Here is a 16,013-nt window from a genome sequence, read left to right as displayed (position 1 = left end):
TAAAAAAAAATAGTTTTTCTTGTTTTAATTGGATTTAAAAAATAAAAAAAGTTAGGAGGATTTAAAATCCGAATAGTCCTCCTGCACCCATGAATTTCTTTTCTGCTTTTTCAAAGGCATTTCTTTTTACAAGAATGGAAATTTTGTCTCCATTGCTTAATATATCATCTGGCTGAGGGATTTCCAATTCATGATTGTCATTGTTTTTTGAAATTATTATATAATCCTTAGTTGGAGAAAACTCTGAAACCTTTTTTCCGAATACCTTTGGATTTTGAATGGTCATATCCAATATTTCAGCGTTTCCTGCACCGAATGCCATTAAGTCAGCCACATTTGGTCTTGTAATGACTTTTTCAAGGAATCCTGCAGCAGTTCTCTCAGGACTGATTACCTTATCGATTCCAACCTTTTTAAATGCCTCTTCGTGGTCAGGATTGCTTACTCTTGCAATGATCTTTCCATTGGTATATTCCTTAACAAGAATGCAAGATAATAAGTTTGATTCGTCGTTACCTGTAGTTGCTACAAAAACATCAGCTTCTTCAATGTTCGCCTCTTCTAAAGTTTTTGTATCAGTTCCATTTCCACAGATAATCATTGCATCTAACTCTTCGGATGCGTGATCACATAATTCGTCATTATTTTCAATAATTGTTACATCATATCCATGAATAATCAAACGGTCAGCAAGGGATAGCCCTACACGACCTCCACCCATAATCACAATATACATAATCAACACCTAAAAAATTTTAAAAATTAATCGTTAAAAGTTATTTTAATTTTATGATAAGATCTATAAAAATTTAATATATTTTTCAAGTTTCTTAAAATTCATATGCTTAAAAAATTTTAAAAATTTAGTATATTTTTTAAGTTTCTTAAAATTCATATACTTAAAAAATTTATAAAATTAATATCTCAATTTATATTTATAAATCTTTCGTAAAGTTAGTTTTAATAAATTAAAACAATTAGAAAAATAGGATTTTTTGGTGATTTTAAGGGTGTAATTTCATTTGTTTATAATAATAGGAGGATTATTTTCTTATTTTTTAAATTAAATGGATTATTTTAGTTTGTTTTTTTATCATTTCCATTTGTTTTTTTCATTTGCTTAATCCTTCGTTTAGGGTTGACTAAACCATAAAATGTTCTAAATAATACTAAAACAGGTATGATTTCTAATCTGCCTATCCACATTAGGAATATCAATGTTAGCTTAAGAGGCAATGGCAATCCTCCATACACGATTCCTGTACTTAAACCATTATTGCTTTGAATGGAAATCACGTCAAACAATGCAGTGAATGGGTCATATCCATACATTGTCATAATTATCCATCCGAAAACTAAAAACATAAGGAAAGTCACGATATATGCAGATGCTTCCTTGATTTCCCTTTCATTTATCTTTTTTCCACCTATTCTGGTATTTACCACTCTTCCTTCAGGTGAAACTAGGTTAGTTACAGTCAAGTTCATTCCTTTAAGCACTGTAATAATCCTAATGAGCTTCAATCCACCTCCTGTAGATCCTGATGAACCTCCAATAAGCATCAAGACCATCAGAACAATCAATGTGGACCCGTTCCATGTTGCAAGCACATGGGGATCAACCACATTTGCCCCTGTGGTTGTCACTGCTGAAACTATGGTAAAGAGTTCTTCTATAGGGACCATCTTATTTGTCGCTATAAAGAATGCACCAGCAACTATGATTAAGGTAATCAATAATTGGAATTGAACATCTTTAAAAAGTGCTTTTCCTTTTGTCTTTACAATCTTATAATGTATTGTAAAGCTTGTTGCACCTAAAATCATTAGAAACATGCTGATTAGGTAGACTATGCTGTCTTGGTAGAATCCCACATTTGCATTCTTAATGGACATTCCTCCAGTTGAGATGCTTGTGAATGTGATGTTTATGGCATCAAAGATAGGAAGCCCTGCCAAGATGAAAAGAAATATTCCCACTGCTGTATAGATTAAATAGATTTCTAGAGCTTTTCTTAAGGTGTTTGTAATGTTTGGCTTGATTTTCTCTTCTCTAGCTTCTGATTTATATAATCTGGATGCTGCAGTACCTGCTCGAATTAGAATTCCGATAAAGATAATTACAATTCCTAATCCACCTAGCCATTGTTCTAGGCTTCTTAAGAATAGGATGGATTTAGGCAATACTTCAACGTTTACAAAAAAAGTCATTCCGCTTCCGGTCCATGCGGACATGTTTTCAAAGATGGCATCGACAAATGGGATGCCTAATGAAAGGACCATGATTGAGGCTCCGATAAGGGAGGCCCATAGCCATGCAAAGGATGATATTAGCATACCATGCTTAAGCCTAAGCTTGGTATAGTCTTTGAATTTTTTACTAAAAGCAGTTCCTAAGACAAATGATACAAAACAAGGAATCATAAAAGGAGCAATAGGGTCGTACTCTCCGTATATTAATGCAACTAAGGTTGGGACTATTAATACAACTCCTAATCCTTGCATTATGTATCCAAGATAGTGGAGTACGATGAACAAATCTGCTTTAGTAATATATTTCCTTTTCATACAAATATTGATTATATCTTTTAGATATTTAAATATTATTATAGTTTTGTTTATGGTTTTACAAACTAATGTATTGAAAAGTTTATTTAAAAGTTTATTATTTATTTTCAAATATAAAAATAGTGGTTTTTAATCTCAAATAAAAACTTTATTATATATTAAAATTAAATATTAATTATATTCATATTTAAAAAGGATAATTTTTTAAAAACAATTAGTTAAGTTTTTAAAACAGTTATTTTTTAATAATTATTTAATAAGTTTTTAAAACAATTAGTTAAGTTTTAAAAACTATTTTTAGAGCTGATAAAATGAAAAACAAGAAATTGATAATTTTTTTAATATTTGGTTTGGCAATCATGGCCGCAATGCTATACTTCATCGGTATAGATCAGGTTGTCGACGCTCTCAAATATTCTAACCTTTGGTTTGTTTTATTGGCTGTTTTATTACAGATTTTTACTTATTTCCTCTACACATGGAGATGGCAGATTATAAACAAGAGTGCAGGCATGACCTTGGGAATCTGGAAATTGCTTCCTATGGTTTTAGTAAGCCTGGCGGTAAACAACATCACTCCAAGCGGACGTGGTGGCGGAGAGCCTGTTCGGGCTTATCTTTTAGCAAAGGAAGGTCATTATAAGTTTGAAGACACCTTCGCTACCGTAATCGCCGATAGGGCATTAGACACATTTCCATTTGTCATTCTAGCAATTCTGACAATTATAGCAATTATTTTCAGCGTCTCTTTACCTGTCTATTGGATAGTCATATTGGTTCTTTGTGTTGTAGGAATCACTGCAATAGTTATTCTATTGCTTTATGTCTGTATCAATGAGGCATTTGGCGTAAGGCTTACAGAATGGATTCTAAAGATTACCAAAAGATTCTATAAGAATTATAATGATGCTCTTGAAAAAAGGATTGTTGAGGCTGTTGCAAGTTTTCAATCTACAATGAACGCATTGATTAGGGATAAGAATATTATTTATTATGCATTGCCTTTATCCTTTATTATTTGGGTTTTTGAGATTTTAAGAGTTTATGTGGTCTTTTTAGCCTTTGGTGCCAAGGTATCCCCTATAATAATTGGTGAAGTGTTTATATTGGCATCCCTTGTGGGAATGGTTCCACTGCTTCCAGGAGGCCTTGGGGCTATTGATGGTGTGATGATTTTATTCTATTCAAGGTCAGGAATCACTGCCTCTTTAAGTGCTGCTGCAACTGTTGTGGAAAGGTCAATCTCATTTGGAATGACTACAATATTAGGTCTGATCTTCCTCATGAAGTATGGAACTTCTATTTTGGATGCGTCATTTAAACTTGCAGAAAGCGAGAAAGCTGAAAATCTGGAAGAGATCACTGAAGATGAACAGAAGATATTGGACCAATTATCTGAAGATGGCGATAAATCTGAGGATTCTGATGAAAATAGGGAAGAAGCGGTTCTTGAAGTTTTAGATGGAGAGCCATCTATTGAAGTCGTTGACGAAGAACCGACTATTGAAGTCATTGATGATGAGCCAACTATTGATGTTCTTGATGAAAAAGAAGAAGCCATAGATGAGAAAGTTAAAAACTAAATTATAATTTTTTTATTTATTTAAGCTATTTTTTTTGAAATCAATTGATGAATTTTATAACTCTTTTTTTAAATTTATTTCTTTTTTTATTTCTTCTATTTTAAAAATCTCTATTCTTTTTATTTAATTCCATTTTTAGGACTATCAAAAGCATTTAAAATTCTTATTTCGTATTATAACAAACAAAATATTGGAATTAAATAGGAAACTTTATTTTAAAGAATTAATATATATTTAATCATTAGTATAAATTAGATTAATTTCATTTTAAATTAATCTTTTAAATATTAATTTATCTAATTTAATCATTTTAAAATGGTGAAATAATGGAAATTAATGGTGTAGAAATTAAAGAAACTTACGCAGAAGGATTCGGAATTAAAGTAACTAGAATTTTAGTAACTGCAGCAACTGCAAAACTTGCAAAAATTGCAGCAACTGAAGCTACTGGTTATGCAACTTCTGTAATCGGATGTCCTGCTGAAGCAGGTATTGACTGTTTTGTACCATCTGAATGCACTCCAGACGGAAGACCTGGTTACGCAATCATGATTTGTCACGCTTCTAAAAAAGCTCTTGACCACGAATTAATGGAAAGAATCGGTATGTGTGTCTTAACTGCTCCTACTGCAGCAGCATTCAACTTACTCGAATCTGAAGACGAATTAAAAACCGCTTTCAAACTCAAATACTTCGGTGACGGTTTCGAAAAAGACTGTTGCATTGACGGAAGAAAAGTACACTCCATCCCAATCATGTCTGGTGACTTCATTGTAGAATCCACTTTCGGATTCAAAGCAGGTGTAGCTGGAGGAAACTTCTTCATTTTAGCTAAAGACCAAATTACTGGTGTTAAAGCTGCTCAAATGGCTGTTGCAGCTATTAGAAACATCCCAGGTACTATCACTCCATTCCCTGGAGGTATGGTTGCATCCGGTTCCAAAGTAGGATCCAACAAATACTCATTCTTACCAGCATCCACTAACGAAAAAATGTGTGTAACTTTAAAAGACCAAGTTGACTCTGACATTAGAGAAGATGCTGAAGGTGTATTTGAAATCGTTATTGACGGTTTAGATGAAGAATCTGTCAAAAAAGCTATGAAAGCAGGTATTGTAGCTGCTTGTTCAGTTGACGGAGTTCTTGAAATCAGCGCAGGTAACTTTGACGGTAAGTTAGGTGCATACATCTTAAACTTACACGACTTATTCTAAATGCGTAATTTTTAAAAATTTAATTAGTTATGGATAATTTAATTATTTGTCCATTTTTCTAGAGAGATAATAATTATTATCTCTTCTATTTTTTCTTTTTTTTAAAAAATAGTTTATTTCTACTTTTTTTAAAAAACGGTTTATTTCTACTTTTTTTCTATATTTTTATTTAAATCACTATTATTCTTAGGCAGACCGCCAACTTATACTTAAAAAATTAATAATCAAATTTAGCGAGGAATCTTTAATGAAAGAATACTTAAGCGAAACAAAAAGCATAGATTATATGAATCCGATCATCCAAGAAAAGGTTAAAGAACTAAAGGAGCAATCCTCTGACGATGCAGATTATATAAAAAGAGCATTCCTCTTTGTAAGAGATGAAATTCCACATTCATGGGACATACAGACAAATACAGTCTCAAGGACAGCTAGTGATGTATTGAAAAACAAGACAGGAATATGCTGGACAAAGTCTTGCCTTCTTGCGGCTCTTCTTAGGGCAAATGAAATTCCCTCTGGAATTAGCTATCAGCTACTGACAATTGGAGAAGACGACAGCTTTGGCCATATGATTCATGCTCTAAACACTGTTTATATGGATGATTTGGATAAATGGATTAGAATGGATGCTCGTGAAAATGTAGGAGATGATGATGAGGAATTTAGTTTGGATAAGGACTATTTAGCCTTCTCACCAAGAGAAGAATTCGGAGAAGTAGATTATCAGGATAATAATCCTGATTTGGATGAAAAATTGATTAATCTCTTGGAAAAAACTGAAAATCTTTTGGAAATGGAATTGGATTTTTAGTGTTTATAAAAAAAAGTTAGAGTTTACTCTTTAAACTATTTAATAAACTCTCTATTTATTTAGTTTATTCCTTAAACTTTTTAGTAAACTCCCTATTTATTTAGTTTATTCCTTAAACTGTTTAGTAAACTCATTAATTTCCTTAAAGTCTAGATTAACCCCTAAAAGGTTTCCTTCTTTTTTCAGCTCTTCAATCACCATATCAACATGACTTTTATCAGGTCCGGAAATCCAATGGGAATGAACTCCATTAACGGTTTCATACATCACATCCATGGATTCATGGACTTCTGGATTGTTTTTAACCATATCAATGAAGTGATCCTTCTCTTCCTCATCTAAAACTCCAATGGTCCGGGTAACTGGTGTCTTAATTCCTGGAAAATGATATTCTATGTTTTCCAAATGGCAATTGTGCTTTTTAAGTATTTCAAATTCCCTTTCAAGATAATCAATGCCATGCTTTTGAGTTATATGAACTAAATTAGGCTGCACTGCAGCAAAGTAAATGTCAGTTCCTCCGCTTACCTCAGGGGATATGACCTTATTTGCTCCAGCATGCTTTAATCTTTTGATATTTTCCTTTTTGCTTGCCCTTGAAATAATCCAAGCGTCCTTATTCATTTCCCTTGTTGTAAGAACAATGAATAGATTGTCTACATCGCTTCCTGTTGTTACAATCACCCCTAATGACTTGTCAATATTGAGCTTCTTAAGGGTCTTGTCCTCTGTTGCATTTGCATTAAATGGGACCACATTTTCAGTCTCTTCAATGTCTTCCAGCTTGTCTTCATTCTTTTCAATAATTATTACCTTTTGATTTCTTTTCATCAGTTCTTCATAAACTGCGGTTCCTACCCTTCCAAAACCACATAGAATATAATGGTCTTCCATTTTAGCCAATCTCTTTTCCATATGTCTTCCACTCCTGATGTCGTGCAAGTTTTCTTCAAATGAAGTAATGATAATTGTAAATATGTATGCAATCAATCCAATCCCTGTTAGAGCCAAGCTTGTGGAAAAGAACTTTTCCAGAGGGGTTACAGGGATTATGTCTCCATATCCTACAGTGGCTATGGTTATGATTGTATAATAGATAGAATTGTTTATGTTGAGATTCATTATATAGTAAGACCCTAAAATTCCATAAGCAAATATTAGGATAATAACGAGGATTCCTTTTAATCCGGTTTTATTTTTCTTTAAATCCTCCATATATTTTTTAATTTCACTCATAATGATTCTCCATACATTTCTATTTTTCATTATAATTCAGACGGGGCTTATTTGTCCTTTAATTAGAATTTTATTTATCAACTTATTTATTGTATATTTAATTATTAGTAAGTTAATATATTATATTATTTATGATAATTCTTTTCTTATGATTTTTCTAGAAGTTTTTTAGAATAATTTAATACTTTTTATCTTTATGATTTTTCTAAGAGTTTTTTAGAATAATTTTATACTTTAAATTTTAAGGATATTTTCTTTAAAACTTTAATGTCATTTAGAAATTTTATCAAATATCTTTTTCAAATTTAAGAAAAGATTTCAGAGATTAGGGTGAAACAATGGATCCAATTGATATGATGGCTACAGATTATAATTGTGAATATTTAGGCCTTTCAAGGCTTTGCTTGATGGAGAATGCAGGTAAATCAATATCTGATGAAATCGCTATTCTTTCTACTTATAAATACTCAAGACCAGTTAAGATAGTGATTTTTACAGGCTCTGGCGGAAATGGTGGAGATGGCTTTGTAGCAGCAAGGCATCTTTTAAACAGGGGCTTTGAAGTGGATGTCTATGCCTTAAACACTGCAGACCAAATCAAGTCTGGTGATGCATTGGATAACCTTAAGATTTTAATGAACCTTGAACCGAGGGTCTCAAGGCTATCTGTCCAATTCATTAAGGATTCTGCTGATTTGGATAAAATCAAGCTTGACAATAATTCCCCTTGCATTGTTCTAGACTGCTTGCTTGGAACTGGCATCAAGGGAAAGCTTAGGGAAAAGGTTAGAAAGACAGTAGAACTTATCAATGCAATAAATGGCTTAAGGGTGGCTATCGATGTTCCTTCAGGTTTGGATCCATTAACTGGAGAGATAGCAGACATTGCCGTTGATGCTGATTATACCGTTTGCTTCCATAAGGTCAAGACTGGAGTTAAGCTTGCCGGTGAAGGGAAGGTTGGAGGCATAATAACCTGTGATATTGGAATCCCTATTGAAGCTGAACTATTTGTTGAAGGAGGAGATCTTCTTAGATTAAATAATAGGCCCTCCTCATCTCACAAAGGAAACAATGGTAAGATCTTGATTGTTGGAGGAAGCCTTGATTATTACGGGGCTCCTGCAATATCTGCTAAGGCCTCAATTGCAACAGGAGCAGATTTGGTTTATATTTACACTCCAAAATCTGCAGCACTTCCAATTAAATCATTCTCTGAAGACTTTATTGTAAAGGAAGCTAAAGGAGATTATCTCTCTATTGATGATTTAGATGATATTCTAGAAATGGCTTCCAAGGTAGATGCAGTGCTAATAGGTCCAGGTTCTGCTCAAAATGAGGATACAATGAAATTATTCAATGTTTTGGCTATGAAAATCGATAAGCCTTTGGTTTTAGATGCTGATGCTCTAAAATTGGTTGATTTTTCTTTAATCAATAAAAAGGAAGATATTATCATAACTCCACATTATTCAGAGTTCAAATCCTTCTTTAAGAACCAGATTCCAAGAGATATTGAAAGGAATTTGGATAATATTGTAAATTTGAATGATGATAGTGATTTTGTTAAGGTGAATGATAAGATTGATGCTTTGCAGAGCATAACAGCTTCCTTTGATGGATCAGTTATTCTAAAGGGACAGTATGATTTTATTTTCAACAAGAATAAGTTAAAAATCAATAGAACTGGAAATCCTGGCATGACTGTTGGAGGAACTGGGGATGCATTGGCGGGAATTGCTGTAAGTCTGCTCTCACAGGGATTGGACAGTTGGACTTCTGCCATATTGGCTCCTTATTTAAACGGAAAAGCAGGAGATTTGGCTATGGACGCTCAAGGATATGGATTTGGAGCACAAGACCTGACTCAATATTTGGGAGCGGTTATGGCTAATTTGATTGATTAATTCTTATTTTGCTATGATTTTCATTTAATGATATCAAATTATCTTTAATTAATTTTAAAATATTTATTCTTTATTTAAGGTGATTTTATTAGCAATTTAGTAAAAGCTATTTTTAAAAGCAGACCTAATAGGTTTATTGCAGAAGTTGAGCTTAATGGAGAGATAGTTAAAGCCCATGTGCCAAATACAGGTAGATGCAAGGAGCTTTTAGTTGAAGATGCAGTTGTATACCTTCGACCTAGTGACAACCCTAATAGAAAGACTAAATATTCTCTTTATTATGTTGAAAACAATGGTGCTTTAGTTGCTATGTTCTCTCAGGAAGCCAATAAAATCGTTTTTGATGCAATTAATAAGAATAAAGTTAAAGAACTTTCCAATTATTCAATCATAGAGTCTGAAAAGACTATTGGTAGTTCTAGAATAGATATTTATTTAGCAAACCATAAGAGCAATTTTAAGGATAATGCTGATTCCAAATCTATTGGAGAAGATTCTAAAGAAGATATTATAGATGAAACTTATGTTGAGGTTAAATCAGTTACTCTCATAAAGGATGGTGTTGCTCAATTTCCTGATGCTCCTACAGATAGGGGTCGAAAGCACTTGGAAGAATTGATTTCTCTTAAAAAAGAAGGAATACGTGCTGTAGTGTTCTTTTTAGTTGAACATCCTAATGGAAACAGTTTCAGACCAAATTGGGAAAATGATCCTAAGTTTAGTGAAACCTTGGTGAAGGCATATGATGAGGGTGTAGAGATTCTTGTCTATAAAACTAGAAATGATTTTGAGGGTATTGAACTTGTTGGGGACTGTTTAGATTTTAATTTAAATAAATAGTTAGATATTGCTTTTTTTATAAAAATAGTTTATTAATTAAATTTTATTTATTTATTTATTTAATTTTTCTTTTTTTAAATTCGCTTATTAATTTTAATTTAATTCAATAGTTATTACTTTTTTTGAAAAATTAGTTTTTATATTTTAATTTTAAATAATAAATAAAACATTGTTATTTTTTTAAAATAGTTATAATTAAGAATAGAGTAAATTAAAGTTTAAAAATAGTTATAAAGGGGCGAGAATAATATGTAAAGGTTTAATTTTTAAAAAAAACATATGTAAAGGGGGTGATATGTAATTGAGTACATATTATTCTCTATACTTATTTAGTCTTATTTAGTATATATATTTTTTGTATAATCTTTATATAACTATCATTTTATAGTATAAAATTACTCATTGAATTTTTGTATTAATCTAGTAAATTTACTTGTTTAAATTAAGCATATAAAAATTATAAAAAGAATTTGATTAAAAAAAGGTTTTATATGTTGATTTTTAATTAATGAATTAATAATAAAAATTAGAATAAAAAAAGAAAAGTAATAGATAAAATTAAATTTATCTATTTAATTTTTGGTAATTTGCAGCTTGAAGTCCGTGGTATTTAATCATTCCTTCAACTTCACTCTGTTCAGTTTCCTTATCTTCAAAGGTTATCTGTTCAATGCTGTGTAAGCTGAAAGGTGATTCTCTGCTTAATGGTTGAATGGAGCCTTTAAATAACTTCATTACAACTTTACCACTAACTCTTCTTTGCATATGGTCAATTGCTTGATCGATGTCTTCTCTTAAAGGTTCTTGCCATAGCGCTGAGTAGACAAGGTCTGCATATAATCCGCTCATGTACTGTGCGAATCTTAGCTCGTCAGTGGTTAAGACCAATTGCTCTAAAGCTTGGTGAGCTGCAATCAATAATTTAGCTCCAGGTACTTCATAGGTTTCACGGCTTTTAAGACCGATCATTCTGTTTTCAATGATGTCAACTCTTCCTACTCCATTTTCACCTGCAATCTCATTAGCCTTATTGATTAGGTCTACAAGACCCATTATTTCTCCGTCAATTGCAATAGGGACTCCTTCTTCAAATTCAATAGCAACTTTGGTAGGAGTGTCCTTTGCATCTTCAGCAGACTTGGTCCATTCATAAATCTCTTCAGGTGGCTCATTGGCAGGGTCTTCAAGAACATCCCCTTCAATGGCTCTTCCCCAAAGGTTTTCATCAATACTGTAGATTTTATCATAGGATAGGTTAAGTCCATGTTCCTTTGCATAAGCTTGCTCTTCAGTTCTTGTAAGGTTCATTTCTCTAATAGGAGCAATGACCTTAAAGTCAGACATGGATCTGATGATTGCTTCAAATCTGAATTGGTCATTTCCTTTACCTGTACATCCGTGTGCAATTGCAGTTGCCCCTTCTTTTTCAGCAACTTCAATGATTTTCATTGCAATTAAAGGTCTTGCAAGAGCTGTGCTTAATGGATAGCCTTCATATTCTGCATTTGCCTTGATTCCTCTTGCAATATATTCTTCTGCAAATTCATCTTTTGCATCAATGATATAGTGTTTTCCTGCATTTATATTGTCTGCAGAATTTTGTGACTTTTCCAATTCCTCTTGCGGTTGACCTACATCAACACAAGCAGTTACTACTTCGTAATTGTATTCCTCTTCTAATAATTTTACACATACGGTGGTGTCTAATCCACCACTGAATGCAAGAACAACTTTTTCCATATTATCACTCTTTATATTATTTGAATCATTTAGTTAATTATGATATCTTAATTAAATTTAATTCTAGAATTTGTCTATCCTTGAATTAACATTATGTTTTAAACTTTGTTTTTTATTATATATAATTGTAAGTTTAAATAAAATAAAAAAGATAATTTAAAACTGTAATAGAAATAGATATTTTTGATGTTTGATATTTTATTTTAATTTATTTAATCGGACATTCAACTTTTTTTTAATTTGTAGGAGCTTTCATATGACTCAAGAAAAGAATAATTTAGATTTAGATCATATTTCTTATGAGACCGGAGGTTTCATCTCTGCTAATAAGAACATATTAAATAATTTAAATCTTACAAAAAACACTAAATATATATTAAAAGAGTCAATAAAAGGAACTCCTATAATCAAACTTGGAACTAACTATCCCAAGGTCATGATGGTTGCAGGAATTCATGGAAATGAATTGGCTCCTCAGATTTCTGCATTGAATCTTATCGACCAGATTCATGACTTGGACCTTTTAGGAACTGTTTATATTGTTCCATTTGCTTGTCCAAAGGCATCTATGCTTAATTCCAGATACTTTGACGGTAAGGACTTAAACAGGACATCTCATATCGAGGGGTCCGTTGGGGACCTTATTTTAAAAAAGGCAGTTGAGCTTGAAGTTTCAGCCATTGGAGACTTTCATTCATCAGCCCCAAATTCAAATCCAGGTAAGGAAGGGGTATTTTGCACTGAAGTTCCTACTATGGCAAGCTTTAGATTGGCTGATTTCATTTCAAAGGTGACAGGCTCTGAAAAGATAGTCTATTCCTCTGCTGGAATTCCGTTTAAGGGGGCTTTGGAGGATGAAGCCAACCTAAAGGGCATACCTGCTGTAACCTGTGAGGTCTTATCTGCAATTGGCTATGCAAATGAAAGGATTTGCTATAGGTCCATAATTCAAATGAAGGCATTTTTGCAATACTTTGGATTCTTTGATAGGTATATGGAATAGTTTTTCTAAGGATTTTTTCTATCTTTTATTATAACGATTTTTTCTTTGCTATTAGTTTTCAGACGCTCTCATTTAATTTATATTCTAATTTTTACAAATTATATTTAAAAAGGATTATTTAACTTAAATTTACAGATTCTATTTGAATATGATTATTTAACTTAAATTAAATTTAATTTATAAAATGAGGGATTTTATGTCATCTTATAAGGGACACACAATATTTGCTTTTATCTTATCATTGCTCATGTTTTATGACCCTTTTGCAATTGCACTTGCAGTTATCGGAGCAAATATCCCTGACTTTGACCATGAATTTAAGCGAAACCATGTTTTAATCATTATTTCCATTGGAATGATCTTAAGCATCTTTCTTTATTTATTGAATCTGCCTATTTATTTAGGGTTGATAATCGCTTTATTAGGGCTTATTTTCCTTTTATCCTCTCATAGAGGCTTTACTCACTCTATTTTAGGAGCTGTAGTAATAAGCATTGCCATATTTTTATTGGTCTATTTTGGAATGGATCTTTCTTCTTACTTTAATTTGAACACTATTACTAATATTCCATTAAACTATGTTATTTTAGTCGGAATTTTAATATTTTTAGCTGTCCTATTCTTGAATAAGCAATTGGCCTCTATTTTCATTCTTTTAATGCTTTTCTTTATCACTTTGGTTTATTTTGGAATAGTCCCTGTCTTTAAGATAAACGTTTATTCTCTAATATTCTCTGTGTTTTTAGGTCTATTCAGCCATATGATTTTAGATTCATTTAGTCCGGCTGGAATAAAGCCATTCAGTCCTTTTTCAGATAGAAAATGCTATAAAAAATTAGGATTGCTTTTATTTGCTTTGATAATTGCTCTTTATTTGATTTTATTTCCAAATAAATTAGATTTCTATCTTAATCTTCTCCCACACTTTTATTAAAATTCACTAAAATCATCATCATTTTTTTAAAATCTTTATTTTTTTAATCATATTTCATTAATTTTTTAGCTGAATTTTTTTCATTAATTATTTTTTACTTAGACCCTTCATTTTTTTTTAATAAATTTCATAAAAAGAGGTATTACTTTTTAAGCATTTTTTCAAATAAGCCTTTTTTTAATAGAATTTAGTATTACTTTTTAACTATTTTTTCATATAAAATTTTTATAATCTTTTCCAAAGGGGATTTAATTGATAAAATTATGAAAAGATTTATAATAAATAATCATGATAAATAATAGTGTTTATAATAATATTAATTAATAGTATTATAATGTAAAAAATAATTTTCATGAAAATTTATAATAATTGTTCATTATTTTTTTAAAAAATCATTTGGAATTTTGATATTTTTTTATCAAATTTAAATGAATTTTTTATAGAAATCTTGAGCGAAAAAATTAATAATTTTTTTCAATTTATGGACTTTGGCTCTTTTAATTTTTTTCATTATTTTTTTTATTAAAACAGTTATTCCATAGATTTTCTCATAAATTAAATTTTTACAATATTCAATATTTTTATTCTTATGAATTCTTATATTGATTTTGGATAGGGATTAAAAATTTAATTCACTAAAAATTATTAATTTATCAAACTAAAACATTACTGGGGTATTTTAATGTTTTTATCTAGAATTTATTATGCAATTGCTTATTTGGTAGTGCTTATTTTGGAGATTATCAAAGCTACTATAGATATGGCTGGTAGGATATTTAAAGGAGACCAGTATGATCCTATTGTCATTGATATTGATACCGAATTAAAAAGGCCAATATCTCAAACTATCTTAGCAAACAGCATTACCTTAACTCCAGGGACTTTATCTGTTGATTTAGATTCAGAAAGTCAAGTGATTAAGGTTGCAGTTATTGCTCCAAGAGACGTAAAGGATATCATTCCTTTTGAGCCTTATATAAAGGGGATGTTAGAATAGTTTTTACTAAATTTAAATAAGTAATTTAATTTTATTTCATAAACCGAAATTCATAAATCATAATCGGTTTATCTTATGTACTTTTATTTTGTTGATAACTTAAATCATATAGAATGTGATGATAATGGAACTTTTATTGATTTCAGAGTGTTTTTTAATAATTGCATTGGTTGTTTTCTTATTTGCATCTATGAGAATCATTACTTACAAAACTGTCTCTATGGGGCTTATAGGTACTTCTTCATTAACTTTAGCAATTACCTTGATTCTAATCTGCGTCGGTATGATGTGGGGCATAGAATTCTTTAAGGACATTGCTTTGGTTTTACTTTTATTAGGAATTGTTGGAACAATAGCTTATGCAACATTTTTAAGGAGGGCTTAAATGGCTTTAGGTCTAGAGGGTATGAACTTAATAACTATTATCCAATCAATTTTATTAATTATTTCTGCACTTATAATTATAATTGCAGCTATTGGGATTTTAAGAATGGATAAAGACATGCCTAATGTTGTATATGCAAGGATTCATATTCTGGGAATGATAGATGTAGCTGGAATAATAGCATTTATTGGATTAGGTCAGCCTTTATTTGCTCTTATCTATATATTCTTGGCTCCGCTACTTGCTCATGCATTAGCTAATGCTTATTTCCATGCAGAAGATGATTTAAATAATCCTGTTCTTAATCCTAATTTATTAAATGAAGAATCTGATGAATCTGAATTGGAAGAATCTGTTGATGTGGCAGAACAAGATGGTGAAGAACCTGAAGAATCTGTTGATGTGGCAGAACAAGATGGTGAAGATTCCGATTCCGAAGAAACTTCAGAAAATGTAGAAGAAGATTCTGATTCTGAAGAAGAAGCTTCTAATGAAGATGTGGATAATAAAACTACTGAAGAAGATGTCGAGAACTTAAATAATAGTGAGGGTGACGACAATGATTGAATATATTATAATTATTGTTGCGGTTATAAGTGCCATCATCGCACTTTTACAGGAAGACTTGCTAAAATCAGCCATTCTAGTTGGAATATCTGGTTTCTTCATTGCAGTGCTATTCCACTTATTGCTTGCTCCGGATGTGGCTTTGACTCAAGCCATTGTAGAGGGAGCTATCGTGCCAGTATTTATCGCTTTGGCTGTTTATAAAACAAAAGGAGGGGCTTAAAT

Annotated in this window: 15 protein-coding genes; 11 read left to right on the top strand and 4 right to left on the bottom strand. The window is 31.3% G+C overall.

Annotated elements, in window-relative coordinates; genetic code table 11:
* Nucleotides 1-61 precede the first annotated feature (61 nt).
* A complete protein-coding gene (locus MRU_RS10140) occupies nt 62-736 on the bottom strand; it encodes a potassium channel family protein (RefSeq protein ID WP_012956823.1) in 675 nt (224 codons plus the stop codon).
* A 341-nt stretch (nt 737-1,077) separates the two neighbouring features.
* On the bottom strand, nt 1,078-2,568 hold the full coding sequence (locus MRU_RS10135) for a TrkH family potassium uptake protein (RefSeq protein ID WP_012956822.1): 1,491 nt from the start codon (nt 2,566-2,568) through the stop codon (nt 1,078-1,080).
* Between the two features lie 311 nt (nt 2,569-2,879).
* Here MRU_RS10135 and MRU_RS10130 point away from each other — a divergent pair, with 311 nt between their 5' ends.
* The 3 genes from MRU_RS10130 to MRU_RS10120 all read left to right on the top strand — a co-directional run bounded on the left by MRU_RS10130 (nt 2,880) and on the right by MRU_RS10120 (nt 6,179).
* Nucleotides 2,880-4,151, top strand: coding sequence for a flippase-like domain-containing protein (locus tag MRU_RS10130; RefSeq protein WP_012956821.1), 1,272 nt, complete (start codon nt 2,880-2,882; stop codon nt 4,149-4,151).
* A 326-nt stretch (nt 4,152-4,477) separates the two neighbouring features.
* On the top strand, nt 4,478-5,365 hold the full coding sequence (fhcD, locus tag MRU_RS10125) for a formylmethanofuran--tetrahydromethanopterin N-formyltransferase (protein WP_012956820.1): 888 nt from the start codon (nt 4,478-4,480) through the stop codon (nt 5,363-5,365).
* 247 nt (nt 5,366-5,612) lie between these two features.
* Nucleotides 5,613-6,179, top strand: a complete 567-nt coding sequence (locus MRU_RS10120) for a transglutaminase-like domain-containing protein (RefSeq protein ID WP_012956819.1) — start codon at nt 5,613-5,615, stop codon at nt 6,177-6,179.
* 105 nt (nt 6,180-6,284) lie between these two features.
* Here the strand turns inward: MRU_RS10120 and MRU_RS10115 are convergent, their stop codons facing one another.
* Nucleotides 6,285-7,415, bottom strand: a complete 1,131-nt coding sequence (locus MRU_RS10115; protein WP_052292139.1) for an NAD-binding protein — start codon at nt 7,413-7,415, stop codon at nt 6,285-6,287.
* Between the two features lie 338 nt (nt 7,416-7,753).
* Between MRU_RS10115 and MRU_RS10110 the strand changes: the two genes are divergently transcribed.
* Nucleotides 7,754-9,322, top strand: a complete 1,569-nt coding sequence (locus MRU_RS10110; RefSeq protein WP_012956817.1) for a bifunctional ADP-dependent NAD(P)H-hydrate dehydratase/NAD(P)H-hydrate epimerase — start codon at nt 7,754-7,756, stop codon at nt 9,320-9,322.
* A gap of 87 nt (nt 9,323-9,409) precedes the next feature.
* The gene (gene sfsA / locus MRU_RS10105; protein ID WP_048812516.1) at nt 9,410-10,162 is read left to right on the top strand and encodes a DNA/RNA nuclease SfsA; all 753 of its coding nucleotides are present in this window, start codon (nt 9,410-9,412) and stop codon (nt 10,160-10,162) included.
* Between the two features lie 564 nt (nt 10,163-10,726).
* Here sfsA and MRU_RS10100 read toward each other — a convergent pair.
* Nucleotides 10,727-11,902: an argininosuccinate synthase gene (locus MRU_RS10100; protein WP_012956815.1), complete on the bottom strand. Its 1,176-nt coding sequence runs from the start codon at nt 11,900-11,902 to the stop codon at nt 10,727-10,729.
* Between the two features lie 256 nt (nt 11,903-12,158).
* Between MRU_RS10100 and MRU_RS10095 the strand changes: the two genes are divergently transcribed.
* The 6 genes from MRU_RS10095 (at nt 12,159) to MRU_RS10070 (ending at nt 16,011) form a co-directional block, all read left to right on the top strand.
* On the top strand, nt 12,159-12,905 hold the full coding sequence (locus MRU_RS10095; protein ID WP_012956814.1) for a succinylglutamate desuccinylase/aspartoacylase domain-containing protein: 747 nt from the start codon (nt 12,159-12,161) through the stop codon (nt 12,903-12,905).
* 196 nt (nt 12,906-13,101) lie between these two features.
* A complete protein-coding gene (locus MRU_RS10090) occupies nt 13,102-13,839 on the top strand; it encodes a metal-dependent hydrolase (RefSeq protein ID WP_012956813.1) in 738 nt (245 codons plus the stop codon).
* Between the two features lie 682 nt (nt 13,840-14,521).
* Nucleotides 14,522-14,836 (top strand): monovalent cation/H+ antiporter subunit E, encoded by a 315-nt coding sequence (locus MRU_RS10085; RefSeq protein ID WP_012956812.1) that lies wholly within the window; start codon nt 14,522-14,524, stop codon nt 14,834-14,836.
* A 124-nt stretch (nt 14,837-14,960) separates the two neighbouring features.
* The gene (locus MRU_RS10080; protein ID WP_227717037.1) at nt 14,961-15,221 is read left to right on the top strand and encodes a monovalent cation/H+ antiporter complex subunit F; all 261 of its coding nucleotides are present in this window, start codon (nt 14,961-14,963) and stop codon (nt 15,219-15,221) included.
* Nucleotides 15,222-15,788 (top strand): energy-converting hydrogenase B subunit C EhbC, encoded by a 567-nt coding sequence (locus tag MRU_RS12005; RefSeq protein WP_012956810.1) that lies wholly within the window; start codon nt 15,222-15,224, stop codon nt 15,786-15,788.
* A complete protein-coding gene (locus MRU_RS10070; protein ID WP_012956809.1) occupies nt 15,781-16,011 on the top strand; it encodes a DUF4040 domain-containing protein in 231 nt (76 codons plus the stop codon). The genes MRU_RS12005 and MRU_RS10070 overlap by 8 nt, the downstream gene beginning before the upstream one ends.
* Nucleotides 16,012-16,013 lie beyond the last annotated feature (2 nt).

Origin of the sequence: Methanobrevibacter ruminantium M1 (genome assembly GCF_000024185.1) — an archaeon.
GTDB lineage: Archaea > Methanobacteriota > Methanobacteria > Methanobacteriales > Methanobacteriaceae > Methanobrevibacter > Methanobrevibacter ruminantium.
This window is presented reverse-complemented; position numbering and strand designations above follow the sequence as displayed.